Raw genomic sequence first — 13,725 nt, 5'->3', positions numbered from 1 at the left:
GCCTATGCGCCACATCTTTATCATCAATCCCAAGGCCGGAAAAAAGGACCAGACTGCCCGGATCTACGCCATGGCGGACCGGATGCGGGAGCGGCACGGGCTGGAGTGCGCCTGCATGCTGACGGACCGGCCCGGCGGCGCCGCGGACATGGCCCGGAAGCTGGCGGAGACCGGCCAGCCGCTGCGGCTCTATGCCTGCGGCGGCGACGGCACCGTCCACGAGGTAGCCAATGGCATCGCGGGCTTTTCCAACGCTGCCATGACCTGTGTGCCTGCCGGCACAGGCAACGATTTCCTGAAAAATTTTGGCCCGGATATGGAGAAATTCCGGGATGCTGAAAATTTGTGGGATGGGGAGACGATTTCCCTGGACCTGATCGACTGCAATGGGCGGTACTGCGTCACCATCGCCTGCAACGGCATCGACGCCCGGGTCGCAGACAGCGTTCACCAGTTCAGCAGCTCTCCTCTGCTCAATGGCCGGGGCAGCTATCTGGCCTCAGTGGCGGTAAACTTCCTCTTTCGCCCCATCGGCCATCGCTGGACCGTCTGGCTGGATGGGGAAAAGGTGGAAGATGATTTTGCCCTGGTGTCCATGTGCAACGGCCGCTACTACGGCGGCGGCTCCACGCCCGTGCCGGAAGCCCGGATGGACGACGGCGTATTACATACGGTCCTGATCAAAAATGTCAGCAAGCTGACCTTTGCCCGGCTTTTCAATCCCTATTCTGCCGGAGAACATGCGAGATTGCCCCAGGAGCTGATCCGGGTGTCCACCGCCAGGGAAGTCCGCATCCAGGCAGAGGAGGACATCGTCTCCTGCCTGGACGGCGAGTGCTTCCGCGGCCGCCAGGTGGTCATGCGCCTGGCGGACAAGCGGCTGAGCTTCTTCGGACCCAGGGGCTGCGACCCCAACGCCACCGCCCAGTAGGGGCATTGCCGGAACATTTACAAATTCTTCATAACTTTTGTCAAAATCCCCCTTTACAAACTGAGACAACTGTACTATGATAACAGCGTTAGCACTCGAGAAGGTTGAGTGCTAACGCTGGATTTGCTTTCATAATTTTTTATATCATAAGGAGGAAACCCAAATGAAACTCACCCCGCTTGCTGATCGTGTGATCCTGAAGATGGTGGAGACCGAGGAGACCACCAAGGGCGGCATCATCCTCACCGGCAGTGCCAAGGAGAAGCCCTCTGTGGCGGAAGTCATCTCCGTCGGCCCCGGCGGCATGGTGGACGGCAAGGAAGTCACCATGACCGTGAAGCCCGGCGACAAGGTCATCACCAGCCAGTATGCCGGCACCAAGGTCACCCTGGAAGAGGTGGAATACGTGGTCGTTCGTCAGAACGACATTCTGGCGATCGTCGAATAATCGTTTTTGAGCAGCTTTTTCGCCAGAGGCGAAAATTATGAAAATTATTTTTTCCGCGGCGCGTACGTGGCAAAAATACCCTGACCCCAGCCGCCTTGGGCGGCGCCAGTTCGCAGACTGGCGAGGGGGAATCTAAAGGGGGGACGCAGTCCCCCGCTTTAAGAAATTTTGGAGGTAATCATTATGTCTAAGCTCATCAAGCGCGGCGACGAGGCCCGCAAGGCTCTGGAAAACGGCGTCAACGCCCTGGCCGATACCGTCAAGATCACCATGGGTCCCAAGGGCCGGAACGTGGTCCTGGATAAGAAGTACGGCGCTCCCCTGATCGTCAACGACGGCGTGACCATCGCCAAGGAGATCGAACTGGACGATCCTTTCGAGAACATGGGCGCCCAGCTGGTCAAGGAGGTCTCCACCAAGACCAACGACGCCGCCGGCGACGGCACCACCACCGCAACCCTGCTGGCCCAGGCCATGATCCACGAGGGCCTGAAGAACCTGGCCGCCGGCGCCAATCCCATCGTGGTGAAGAAGGGCATGTCCAAGGCTGTGGAGGCCGCCGTGGCTGAGGTGAAGAAGCAGTCCAAGTTTGTGGACGGCTCTAAGGACATCGCCCGTGTGGGCGCCGTCTCCTCCGGCGACGAGGCCATTGGCCAGCTGATCGCCGACGCCATGGAGAAGGTCTCCGCTGACGGCGTCATCACCATCGAGGAGTCCAAGACCGCCGAGACCTATTCCGAGGTCGTGGAAGGCATGCAGTTCGATCGCGGCTATATCACTCCCTACATGGCCACTGACATGGAGAAGATGGAGGCTGTCATTGACGACGCTTATATCCTCATCACCGACAAGAAGATTTCCGTCATCGCCGACATTCTGCCCCTGCTGGAGCAGTTGGTCCAGTCCGGCAAGAAGCTGGTCATTGTAGCCGAGGATGTGGAGGGCGAGGCCCTGAACACCCTGATCGTCAACCGCCTGCGCGGCACGCTGAACGTTGTGTGCGTCAAGGCCCCCGGCTTTGGCGACCGCCGCAAGGAGATGCTGCAGGATATCGCGACCCTGACCGGCGGCACCGTCATCAGCGAGGAAGTCGGTCTGGAGCTGAAGACCGCCGACATCTCTATGCTGGGCCGTGCCCGTCAGGTAAAGGTCACCAAGGAGAACACCACCATCGTGGACGGCGCCGGCGATTCTCAGGCCATCAAGGACCGTGTGGCTCAGATCCGCAGCCAGATCGCCAACACTACCAGCGACTACGACAGGGAGAAGCTGCAGGAGCGCCTGGCGAAGCTCTCCGGCGGCGTGGCCGTTATCAAGGTGGGCGCCGCTACCGAGACTGAGATGAAGGAGAAGAAGCTCCGCATCGAGGACGCCCTGAACGCCACCCGCGCCGCTGTTGAGGAAGGTGTGGTCGCCGGCGGCGGCACCATCTTCGTCAACGTGATCCCCGCCGTGGAGGCCCTGCTGGACACCGTGGAGGGCGACGAAAAGACCGGCGTCCGCATCATCGCCAAGGCCCTGGAGGCCCCCATCCGTCAGATCGCCGCCAACGCCGGCCTGGACGGCTCCGTGATCCTGGAGAAGGTCCGTTCCTCCGGCAAGAACGGCTACGGCTTCGATGCCTATAAGGAAGAGTACTGCGACATGGTCTCCGCCGGCATCATCGACCCCGCCAAGGTGACCCGCTCCGCACTGGAGAACGCGGCCAGCGTTTCCTCCATGGTGCTGACCACCGAGTCCCTGGTGGCCGACAAGCCCGAGCCTCCCGCGCCCGCGCCCGCTGCTCCCGATATGGGCGGCATGTACTAAGAGTTGACCGTTAAGCGCTGAGAACGCTGGGGCCGGCGGAAGCTGACCGGTGGATTTGCGCTTACGACAATAACTTAGAACAAGTGTTTATTCAGAAGGAAAAGGCCGCCGCTCACGGCAAGTGAGCGGCGGCCTTGTTCTGCGTTTCGGCACAAGGTCAGACTTGTCCCAGGATCTTGCGGATCATTCGTTCCACGCAGGAGGGATCGTCAAGCGCATACACATTCTTTTCCTCCAGCTGGGCCTGATCCATGGCCCATTGGCTGTGCAGCAGGCTGGACGGCGTGGCGGACATGATGAAAGAATTCAGCACGATGCGTTTTCCGCCTGCCGGCGGCGAGAGCCTTGCCTCCAGATCCTTGATGGTCTTGCAGAATTCTACCTTGCAGTGGTCCGGATTGACATACACCAGGCCCTTTGGGTCGATGAAGGAAATATACTGGACTTTCGCGGTGTCGATCCACAGGATGAAGTCGGGATAGAAGTTGCCCGCCTCAAAGAAACCGATGCCGGTCCTGCTCTGATTCCGAAGCAGGTACAGCGGCGTTTCCTTCAGCTCATCGCTGTGGCTGTCGGTGTATGCATTCAGGCGATCCATAAAGAGCATCTCGCCGCGGTTGAGCACATCCGGCGAAACCTGGATCTGCGGGTCGCTCTTTTCAAGGCAGATGAGGGGAGCATAGAGGTGGGGCTTGCAGTCCAGCAGCACCATCCTGCCGCGGAGAGCCTCTTTTTTATATGCGCCCAGCCCGTTGGATGCGCGGAGCGTGGCGGAGGTCTCTTCCAGGAAGGTCCCCAGGGCGTCGCCGGTGGTGTCCCATGGGTGCTGCCGCGTGTAGGTGATGTGATACGTACCCAAAAAGTTGCGGTCATTGATGTTCAGCGGGGCATATTCCAGCAGCGGCGCCTCCCAGCGCTCCTTTTCATATTTGAAGAATTTGTCCATATAGGACTTGAGGGCCATGATTGCGTAATCTGTGGCCGCCTCCAGCTTGGCGAGAGAATCGATCCGCAGATGTTCCCGCGGGATCAGCAGACCATACCAGCCGGCGGTCCGCAGGATCTCCATCAGCTTATTGGGAAGGATGCTGATGTTGAAGTACCGCTTTTCGCTTTTGTACTGTTCCAATTCCTCAAAGATGCGCCGGTGATCCAGCAGGGGGAGCATCTCGTCAGGGATGGTCAGTACGTCAGGTACGGATCTCAATTCAAAGCGAAACGATGAGTCGATGGTCTGGATCCTGCTGCGGCAGTCGATGGTCGTTTTGTTTCGGAGCAGATATTGCAGAAAGCCTGCGTCCGGCTTATCCAGGACCAGGCGGCGGGCCTGCTTTTTGAAGCTGGCGCCGTTTCTTACCTTGATGACATAGAGCGTTCTGTCCTTCACTGGCCGGCTGACCACCGGCAGATCAAAGTTCCGGATGCCGTCGTTGACAGGCGCACCTTCGCATTCCAGATAGCTCTTGAAATCCTCCATATACTGCGCCCTGACGCCGAATATGGAAAGGGTCTCCAGCAGCTCGATATGCCTGGGTGCATTTGCATGGACGTCCAGCCTGCGGGACCGCTTCAAGCAGCCGTTGTAGCCCTTCAGCCGGACGCCGCGCCCAAAGAGCTGGATGGCCTGGGAGCCTTCGCCCTTCGCAAAGTTGATGAGACCCATGGTGGAGACCCGCCAGCTGTTCCAGCCCTCTGTAAATTTTCGGGAGCCGAGCAGCACCTTGATGTTGGAGTCCTTGGCGTTGATGGCGCGAAACAGGGAGGCGGAGACGAATTCCTCCGTCTTGGCCGCAATGCCCCTCTTCTCGCAGTTTTTGATCAATCCGTCGGTGTCGCCGACGCTGATCACGCCGAAGTATTCTCCGTATCCGCCGATCTTCAGACCGATCTCGCCAGGCACCTGCCGGAGGTTTTCCATGTGCAGGCGCGGCTCGTCCACGTTCCCGCCGGCGTTGAACACCAGACGCAGAATGTCCGCGAAAATGGCCGCCGGATCGGGGGCGTTCCCGAAGAATTCCTTCAGCGCTTCAAAATCCTGAAAGAAGAGCTCGTTGTTGCTGCTGTCGATCAGGCCGGTCTCATCCTCCAGGACTGCACGGATATCATGGATGGCGGCGGCCCGGTCCCGGACGAAGCGATCCAGAAATTCCAGGATCTCTTCCATATCGGTCAGTTCATCCTTGGAGGTCTTGGCGGTGACCCGGTTGCCGACGAATACCAGCAGGGGCTTCTCGATCAGAAACGCCTGCAGCTCGTCCTGCTTTTCGTCAAACAGCTTGAGCTGCTGGTAAAAGGTCAGCAGGCAGCCGACCATGTACAGATGGAGCTGCGTCCGGTCGATGCCGCTCCGCAGATTGTAGATGCGGTAGTCCTTGCCGTACCCGTCCCCGTAAAAATACTTATAAGAATAGTCCATGAGGATGGATTTTCCGTACTCCTCCATCAGAGCGCGTTCCTCGTCCTTTTTGGAATTGGAGCGCAGCGCCTGCTTGAAGGTGGCAGAGTATTCAAAAGCGAAGCCGTCCGCGGACAGGCGGGTGCGGTAGTCATACCACGCGTTTCCGGAAAGGCCCCGATGGCCCTCGTCCACCAGCACCAGATTGTTCTGTCCAAAGCTGTCGACAGATACGGTTTTGACCTTGCCCTCCTCCTTCAGCTTGTTCATGTCGATGACGATCACATCGCTGCTGCGGGCCGTGATGCCGAAGTCCTTTTCAAACAGGGCGGCGGAGATGGAGGAGAGCGCAAGCTCCTCCAGGTGCTGGCTGCTCATGCCCTCGTTGGGCGCCAGTACGATCACCTTGTTGATGGCCAGCCTGCTGTTCAGCCGCCTGGCGCGCTTGAAATAATGCAGGTATTGCAGGATGTTCATGTGCATGAGCAGGGTCTTGCCGCTGCCGGTGGCGCACATGAATGCCAGCTTATTCAGCTTTTCAGACGTGTATGGCTCAAAATCGATCAGGCCCAGGGAGCTTTTCCGTATTTCCGCCAGCCAGGCGTTCAGATCGCCGCAAAACGCCTCCGCGTCCGTGAAATACCGGTCCAGATACATTTCTGTGAAGAGCAGCGCCACATATTGAAAGTACTTCCAGCGGAGCGCCCCCCGCTTCTCGCTGATCTGGCGGGTGTGGCGGCGGATGTTCTCGTCGTACAGCCGCAGCTTTTCCGCCGTGACGGCGGAGCCTTTCATCCTGCATACCAGGGCGATGTGATTGCAGAAAAAGGTGTTTCCGCTTTCGTCTACGCCTTCCAGCTCCGTGCTGTTCAGCTTCTCGCTGAGGGCGCTGAGGGAATCCAGCCGCAGCTCATGCAGAAAGTAGCGGAACAGAACCAGCTGGTCGTCAAACGGGGCTTGCCGGGCTTCTTTTTTCACCATGGCTCACATCTCCTCGAACATACGCTTTTTGAACTCGGTCTCGGTCATCTGCACCTTCCAGCTCTCACTGCCGATTCGCAGATTTTCCAGATTGCTGTCTCCGTTGACGAAGATCACATCGCAGTCATGGACCCCCGCACTTTTGCGGCAGGCGGTAAAGTACGCGTCAAGGGCTGCGTTGGATGCCAGGATATCATCTGTCACAGTCCGCCAGATGACCAGCGCCCGCCGGCCGTCAGGCAGGGTCCCTTCGATCCGCCGGAACGCATACGGCCCGCTGGTATCCCGCACCAGTTCCACGGCGCCCTCATAGGCGGGGGCCTCCGCCGGCTTGCTGAGATAGCAGGAGACGGCGGTCTGGCGGATCACCGTCAGACCGATCAAATAGTTGAAGGTCTCGCACAGGTCCACAGGCCGTTCCTGGCACACGTTTTTCTCGGTTATTTTCATGGTATAGGCAAAGGGATTTGAAAAGGCATCCACGTCCAGCAGGCTGTCCTGGCTCTCCAGGTCCACCATGTAGTGGATCAGATACTCCTCACCCAGCAGGGAGGCCAGCTGTCCGCCGTTGTCGGAGAGCTGGATATTGGAAAGGGCGTCCTCATAGCTTTCCAGCCGCATGTATTTGATGATCTGGGAAATGCCGTCGCCGCGGCTCTGCGGTCTGCCGTTTTTCCAGTCGGGGGCGTACACGACTTTTTTCATGCGGGGCAGGAGCACGCTGTTGAAGTGTTCGCCCATATCGGCCAGGATATATTTGCGGGGAGGATCCTCCGTGCGGCGGTTGAGATCCACGACGGCGTGGCCGGTGGTGCCGGACCCGGCAAAGTAATCCAGAACGATATCCCCGGCGCTGGAGCCGATGATGAGGTTGTCCTCCACGGTGTACAGGCTTTTGGGATAATCGAAGGGATTCCCGGGGATGATCTGCTCCAGCAGGTTCGTGCCCTTGGACGAGGCGTCATATCGTTCTCCGAACCAGAGGGATTTGGGGGTCGCCTCCTCGTCCGCGAAATCATACTGATAGACGGCGTATCCGCCGCCCTTCACCGCTTTGCAGAACAGGGCGCCGTTTTTCACGCCGGCCGCGCAGCTCTTGTAGCCCCACCTCCACCGGTATTTTTCTCCCTTGCTGCTGAGGGGCAGGATAGCAGTATATCCGTCCGCCGCATAGCTGGCGATGACGCGGTCCAAAAAGAGGTCGTCAAAGCTGTCTGTCGCCGCGTCATAGATCTGCCGGTACAGGTCCTCGGGAATGACCAGCAGCTCGTCCTTTTCCTTGGAGTAGAAAAAGGGGAAATACATATAGGGCCGCTCTTCCCGGAATTTTCCGGTGCCGGTCCGCTTCAGCGGCAGCTCCCGCAGCGCAGCGCCGTCCTTGGATTTTGCGAATTTTTTGGCCAGCGCCTCCTCGGAGAGGACAAAGTTATTGGTGGCCGCCAGCGCTTTGTTCCGGGCATATATCAGCGTGTAATCGTGGGCTTGGGCGATAAAGCCCTGATCCCGCCCCTTGGGATTGGTCAATATGGCGATGTTTGAAATGGCGTTGCCGCTGCCGAATACCTGATCCATGCAGGTGTTGAGATACCGCATTTCATAATCGTCGATGGCGGCTTCGATCACGCCGGTCTCGCACATCAATTCCCGCCCTTCCGCCAGCCGGGATTCCATCAGCGAGAGCCAGCTGGAATGTTCATAGCCATTCTTATACAGGATCTTGCTGGCGTCCGTGTTGTATGGCGGGTCGATGTATGTCAGCTGGACGCGGCCGCGATAGCGCTCCAGCAGCAGGCGGAGCGCCTGATAGTTGTCCGAGTGCAGCAAAACGCCGCTGGTCTGGGCGTCCAGATCGCCGATGCTCTCCAGCAGAGCGTCCTTGAACGCGCCTGAAAAGTGGGCGGTATCCACCGGCAGGTTCTGGTTTTGCCGCAGAAATTCCACCGTGGGCGGGTCGCTCCAGCCCTCCGCCTCGTCAATGGCGTACATGGCGGTCCACTCCTGGATCTGCGCCGTGTTTTTGGCGATCTCCGGCCAAAAGTCCTCGCCGATCTTATCCAGGGTCACGCACCAATTGGTCTCCACCACGAATTTCTTTTTCAGCCACAGCTTTTTCTGGAAATCCTCGATCTGGGCGAGAAAGTCGATGATGACCGCTCCAACGCGCTTGATGGCCTTAAGCTTTGCAAGGTAGGTCTCAGCCCGGGTCTCGTCACTAGTATCCAGGTCCTCCAGATGCATGATCTCACTCTTGATGTATAGATCCAGCTCCCGGCTCAGGAAGCCTCGCAGATCCTTGTGGATAAAGTAGTCAAAGGTGTTTTTCGCCACATAGCCCTTCAGATGCTTTTCCAGCGGAGTGGTGATCTCTTTGCCCTTGCCGATGGGGATCGGAGTCAGCAGCGGATTCAGCTCTGCGCGGCGGAGAGAGAGCAGCCAATTGGTGATGGCCGCGTAATTTTCCTCCGTGTACCGCTTTTTCTTATCCGCTGGGATGTCATAGACAAAGCGGATGACGATCTCCCCCGCCGCCGCGTCATATTCAAAGGTCTTGAGGCCCGGATGGCGTTCTTCATCCTCCTGAAAGAGCATAAAGACCCGCTTGCTGTCCCTGCTCTCCTGATTGTTGTTCTGCTCGGTGGTGGCGTCCACCAGGCGGAAGTGGACGGTGATCCCGTCGAACACAAAGGTATAGTCCTTGAAGTTCTCACTGGTCTTGATATAGTACTGGTCCTGGTTCGCCCAGTACAGCTTGACCTCCTCTCCCTCGTAGGGGATGGCGTAAACGCCCTCCTTATAGCGGCGCTTGGAGATAAAGTCGCCGTCCTCATAATAACGGCTGAAAAAGGTGTACAGCGCGGAGTACACATCCGTTTCCAGAGCGGTGAGGTCCGCCCCCTCCGTCAGGGCCTTTTGAAGCGCGCGGTATTTCTGCCCTGTGGGCGCGGACTCGGGGAGCGCCTCCGCGGAAAGGCCCATGGCGGCGGCACTTTTTTCGATCTCCGCCATCTGTGCGCGGATCTTTTCCCTGCTGTCCTGGGCAAAGGGCGCAAGGGTCTCCCGCACCATCTGAGGCAGACGGTCGGTCAGAAATTTTTCGATTTCCGCCTTGCGGAGGTTCATGACACGGTAAATGCCAAAGTCTAGGTCGGATTTGTCCAGCTCAAATATTTGCTTCAGCAGCGCTGAAAAGCGATCCAGTCTCTCGTTCATAGTCAAACTCCTGTCGTTGATTTGGGATCGGCCAGCAGCGTTACCAGAGCGGCCCGGATATGGTCCCACTGCTCCGGATGCTCCCGGATCAGGTCGTAAATGTCCGCAGGGATCTCCCGCCTGTATTTGGCTGCCAGATCGAAAAGAGCGCCCCGCCGGTCCTCATCCGAAGGGAGGCGGCGCTCCAGGACCTCCGCCATTTTTTCCAGCGTGTCCCGCGGAGGAGGGGCGGACGTCAGCGTTTCATAAAAGTAGGGTTTCTTGATCCCCACGGCCGTATAGAAGTCGGTCTTTTGCATCCCGGCGTCGTCAATGGCTTTCACAAGGTACGCGCCGAACTCGGATATTTCCCGCTTCCGCTTTCCCATCCGCGGTCCTCCTCCCTTCATATAAGTATGTTTGTAAATATACTAACATACTTTATAAGTTTCCACAAGCGTTTTTCGGGAAAATGTCCCACAATAAAAAAGAGCGTCCCCTCACAGCGAGGGGACGCTTGCATGACGCAAAGGAGATTTTGGCTGTCCGCTTTGTCAGGCGCGGACAGTTTTGGTCCGCCGGCGCGCTCACAAATTCGGTTCCAGCGGCTGCACGGAATAGCGCAGATGCAGGGGAGCGTGAGGGTACTGCCGGTTGAAGGCGCGGATGACCCGCTCGCAGACCATGCAGCTGTTTTCATAATTGGACTGGGGCAGCATCAGCACGAACTGGGATACGCTGCACCGGCAACGGCCACGCGACCCGTTGGGTCGTGCAGGCCGTGCGGAAGGGAACGCCGCCCGCCACGGCGGAGGAAGAGGCCCCAGAGGAGACCGAGGCTCCAATGGGGGCCGGGATGGAGGCTCCGACAGAAGCGGGGACAGATATCCCGGTGGAGAACGGAGCAGAGATCCCGGCAGAGACAGTCCCAACAGAGACGGAGGCAGAGACCGGGGCAGAAGCTCCGGCGGCGTAAAGGCGTAAAGCAGCCTGGAACCGCATAAAAAAACACGGTGTATCTTGCGATACACCGTGTTTTTGCGTACAGAGGAGATTACTGGGCGTCCTTAATGGCGGCCTGGGCGGCAGCCAGACGGGCGATGGGCACGCGGAAGGGGGAGCAGGACACATAGTCCAGGCCGGTGCGGTGGCAGAACTCCACGGAGGAGGGATCGCCGCCGTGCTCGCCGCAGATGCCCAGGTGCAGGTCGGGATTGGTGGAGCGGCCCAGCTTGGCGGCCATGGCCACCAGCTTGCCAACGCCGGTCTGGTCCAGCTTGGCGAAGGGATCGCTCTCATAGATCTTCTTGTCGTAGTAAGCGCCCAGGAACTTGCCGGCATCGTCGCGGGAGAAGCCGAAGGTCATCTGGGTCAGGTCGTTGGTGCCGAAGGAGAAGAAGTCGGCTTCCTTGGCCACCTCGTCGGCGGTCAGGGCGGCGCGGGGGATCTCGATCATGGTGCCGACCTTATACTGCATGGAGGAACCGGCCTCCTTGATAATAGCGTCGGCGGTCTCCACGACCACGTTCTTGACGTACTTCAGCTCCTTGACCTCGCCCACCAGGGGGATCATGATCTCGGGGACCATGTTCCAGTCAGGATGCTTGGCCTGAACAGCCAGCGCGGCCTTGATGACGGCGCGGGTCTGCATGGCGGCGATCTCGGGATAGGTGACAGCCAGACGGCAGCCGCGGTGGCCCATCATGGGGTTGAATTCATGCAGGGAGGAGATGATGGCCTTGATGTCCTCAACGGACTTGCCCAGATCCTCGGCCAGCAGAGCGATATCGTGCTCCTCGGTGGGGACGAACTCGTGCAGGGGGGGATCCAGGAAGCGGATGGTGACGGGGCAGCCCTCCATGGCCTCATAGATGCCTTCAAAGTCGCCCTGCTGCATGGGCTCCAGCACGGCCAGAGCGGCGACGCGCTGCTCAACGGTATCGGAGCAGATCATGCGGCGGATAGCGCGGATGCGGTCGCCCTCGAAGAACATGTGCTCGGTGCGGCACAGGCCGATGCCCTGGGCGCCGAATTTGCGGGCCTGGGCGGCGTCGTGGGGCGTGTCGGCGTTGGTGCGGACCTGCAGGCGGCGATACTTGTCGGCCCAGCCCATGACCCGGCCGAACTCGCCGCCGATGGTGGCGTCCACGGTGGGGATGGCGCCGTCATAGATGTCGCCGGTGGAGCCGTTCAGGGAGATCCAGTCGCCCTCCACATAGGTCTTGCCGGCCAGCTCAAACTTCTTGTTCTCCTCGTCCATCTTGATATCGCCGCAGCCGGAGACGCAGCACTTGCCCATGCCGCGGGCCACGACGGCAGCATGAGAAGTCATGCCGCCGCGGACGGTCAGGATGCCTTGAGCGGCCTTCATGCCCTCAATGTCCTCGGGAGAGGTCTCCAAGCGGACCAGGACTACTTTCTCACCGCGGGCGGCCCACTCCTTGGCGTCCTCGGCGGAGAAAACGATCTTGCCGGAGGCGGCGCCGGGAGAAGCGCCCAAAGCCTTGCCGATAACGGCGGCCTGCTTCAAAGCCACGGGGTCGAACTGGGGATGCAGCAGGGTGTCCAGAGAGCGGGGCTCGATCATGGCCACGGCCTGCTTTTCAGAGATCTGCCCCTCATCCACCAGGTCGCAGGCGATCTTCAGAGCGGCGGCAGGGGTGCGCTTGCCGTTGCGGGTCTGCAGCATATAGAGCTTGCCGTGCTCCACAGTGAACTCCATATCCTGCATGTCGCGGTAGTGATCCTCCAGGGTCTTGCACACAGTCTCGAACTGGGCGAAGGCCTCGGGAAACTTTTCAGCCATCTCAGCGATGGGCATGGGGGTGCGAACACCGGCCACCACGTCCTCGCCCTGGGCGTTGGTCAAAAACTCGCCGAACAGCTTCTTCTCGCCGGTGGCGGGGTTGCGGGTAAAGGCCACGCCGGTGCCGCAGTCGTCGCCCATGTTGCCGAAAGCCATGGACTGGACGTTGACGGCGGTGCCCCAGGAATAGGGGATGTCGTTATCGCGGCGGTAAACGTTGGCACGGGGATTGTCCCAGGAGCGGAATACGGCCTTCACGGCGCCCATCAGCTGCTCCTTGGGGTCGGAGGGGAAGTCCTGGCCGATCTTGGACTTATACTCAGCCTTGAACTGGCCGGCCAGCTCCTTCAGGTCCTCGGCGGTCAGTTCCACGTCCTGGGTCACGCCGCGCTCTTCCTTCATCTTGTCGATGAGCTGCTCAAAGTACTTCTTGCCCACTTCCATGACCACGTCGGAGTACATCTGGATGAAGCGGCGATAGCAGTCCCAGGCCCAGCGGGGATTGCCAGACTTCTTGGCCAGCACGTCCACCACAGTCTCATTCAGTCCCAGGTTCAGAATGGTGTCCATCATGCCGGGCATGGAGGCCCGGGCGCCGGAGCGGACGGAGACCAGCAGAGGATTTTCCATGTCGCCGAACTTCTTGCCGGTGATGCTTTCCATCTTCTCGATGTACTCCATGATCTCGCCAAAAATTTCGTCGTTGATCTTCTGGCCGTCCTCATAATACTGGGTGCAGGCCTCGGTGGTGATGGTGAAGCCCTGGGGAACGGGCAGGCCAATGTTGGTCATCTCGGCCAGGTTGGCGCCCTTGCCGCCCAGCAGTTCGCGCATGTTGGCGTTGCCTTCGGTGAACAGGTAACAATACTTTTTGCTCATTTTCATTCCTCCGTATTTTTTGTCGCTGCCAAAAGGCAGAAAAGCTAACTAGTTTAAACGTTTGCACAAAGTGACGATAATATTATAATCGGAAGATATCAGGAAAACAATGCATAAATATGATAAGAAAAGGCTTCTGAATTCCGCCATTTCAACGAAATCATGGCAAATTTGTATAAAAATCAAACAGGGCCTTCCGAAGAAGGTCCTGTTTGCAGGTAAACGATTAAAATCTGAAGCCTATTTCGGAGCAGCCGCTGTTCGAATATCCTGCTTTTTCCAGTCAG

General features: G+C 58.8%; 9 protein-coding genes. 4 read left to right on the top strand and 5 right to left on the bottom strand.

Annotation, left to right across the window (positions count from 1 at the left end; all coding sequences use genetic code 11):
• Window positions 1-4 precede the first annotated feature (4 nt).
• From Q0Z69_RS00300 to groL, 3 genes are all read left to right on the top strand, one after another.
• Window positions 5-931: a diacylglycerol kinase family protein gene (locus Q0Z69_RS00300; RefSeq protein ID WP_298028653.1), complete on the top strand. Its 927-nt coding sequence runs from the start codon at window positions 5-7 to the stop codon at window positions 929-931.
• A 163-nt stretch (window positions 932-1,094) separates the two neighbouring features.
• Entirely contained in the window at window positions 1,095-1,379 is a 285-nt protein-coding gene (groES, locus tag Q0Z69_RS00295) for a co-chaperone GroES (RefSeq protein WP_298028650.1), read from the top strand.
• A gap of 183 nt (window positions 1,380-1,562) precedes the next feature.
• Window positions 1,563-3,188, top strand: coding sequence for a chaperonin GroEL (groL, locus tag Q0Z69_RS00290; protein WP_298028648.1), 1,626 nt, complete (start codon window positions 1,563-1,565; stop codon window positions 3,186-3,188).
• 157 nt (window positions 3,189-3,345) lie between these two features.
• Here groL and Q0Z69_RS00285 read toward each other — a convergent pair whose 3' ends face one another.
• From Q0Z69_RS00285 to Q0Z69_RS00270, 4 genes are all read right to left on the bottom strand, one after another.
• Window positions 3,346-6,564, bottom strand: coding sequence for a DEAD/DEAH box helicase family protein (locus Q0Z69_RS00285; RefSeq protein WP_298028645.1), 3,219 nt, complete (start codon window positions 6,562-6,564; stop codon window positions 3,346-3,348).
• Between the two features lie 3 nt (window positions 6,565-6,567).
• Window positions 6,568-9,774: a site-specific DNA-methyltransferase gene (locus Q0Z69_RS00280; protein WP_298028643.1), complete on the bottom strand. Its 3,207-nt coding sequence runs from the start codon at window positions 9,772-9,774 to the stop codon at window positions 6,568-6,570.
• A 2-nt stretch (window positions 9,775-9,776) separates the two neighbouring features.
• Window positions 9,777-10,142, bottom strand: coding sequence for a hypothetical protein (locus Q0Z69_RS00275; RefSeq protein ID WP_298028642.1), 366 nt, complete (start codon window positions 10,140-10,142; stop codon window positions 9,777-9,779).
• 198 nt (window positions 10,143-10,340) lie between these two features.
• On the bottom strand, window positions 10,341-10,478 hold the full coding sequence (locus Q0Z69_RS00270) for a hypothetical protein (protein WP_298028640.1): 138 nt from the start codon (window positions 10,476-10,478) through the stop codon (window positions 10,341-10,343).
• Between the two features lie 56 nt (window positions 10,479-10,534).
• Between Q0Z69_RS00270 and Q0Z69_RS00265 the strand changes: the two genes are divergently transcribed.
• Window positions 10,535-10,729: a hypothetical protein gene (locus Q0Z69_RS00265; protein WP_298028638.1), complete on the top strand. Its 195-nt coding sequence runs from the start codon at window positions 10,535-10,537 to the stop codon at window positions 10,727-10,729.
• A 78-nt stretch (window positions 10,730-10,807) separates the two neighbouring features.
• On the opposite strand, the gene ppdK is transcribed toward Q0Z69_RS00265, so the two are convergent.
• Entirely contained in the window at window positions 10,808-13,438 is a 2,631-nt protein-coding gene (gene ppdK / locus Q0Z69_RS00260) for a pyruvate, phosphate dikinase (protein ID WP_298028636.1), read from the bottom strand.
• Between the last annotated feature and the right edge of the window lie 287 nt (window positions 13,439-13,725).

Source organism: uncultured Dysosmobacter sp., assembly GCF_947631165.1.
GTDB lineage: Bacteria > Bacillota > Clostridia > Oscillospirales > Oscillospiraceae > Oscillibacter.
This window is presented reverse-complemented; position numbering and strand designations above follow the sequence as displayed.

What these genes read in the sequence shown, in the direction of transcription:
- Q0Z69_RS00280 (WP_298028643.1), bottom strand. Translation starts at nt 9,774, where the DNA reads ATGAACGAGAGACTGGATCGCTTTTCAGCGCTGCTGAAGCAAATATTT.
- groL (WP_298028648.1), top strand. Translation starts at nt 1,563, where the DNA reads ATGTCTAAGCTCATCAAGCGCGGCGACGAGGCCCGCAAGGCTCTGGAA.
- ppdK (WP_298028636.1), bottom strand. Translation starts at nt 13,438, where the DNA reads ATGAGCAAAAAGTATTGTTACCTGTTCACCGAAGGCAACGCCAACATG.
- Q0Z69_RS00285 (WP_298028645.1), bottom strand. Translation starts at nt 6,564, where the DNA reads ATGGTGAAAAAAGAAGCCCGGCAAGCCCCGTTTGACGACCAGCTGGTT.
- Q0Z69_RS00275 (WP_298028642.1), bottom strand. Translation starts at nt 10,142, where the DNA reads ATGGGAAAGCGGAAGCGGGAAATATCCGAGTTCGGCGCGTACCTTGTG.
- Q0Z69_RS00300 (WP_298028653.1), top strand. Translation starts at nt 5, where the DNA reads ATGCGCCACATCTTTATCATCAATCCCAAGGCCGGAAAAAAGGACCAG.
- groES (WP_298028650.1), top strand. Translation starts at nt 1,095, where the DNA reads ATGAAACTCACCCCGCTTGCTGATCGTGTGATCCTGAAGATGGTGGAG.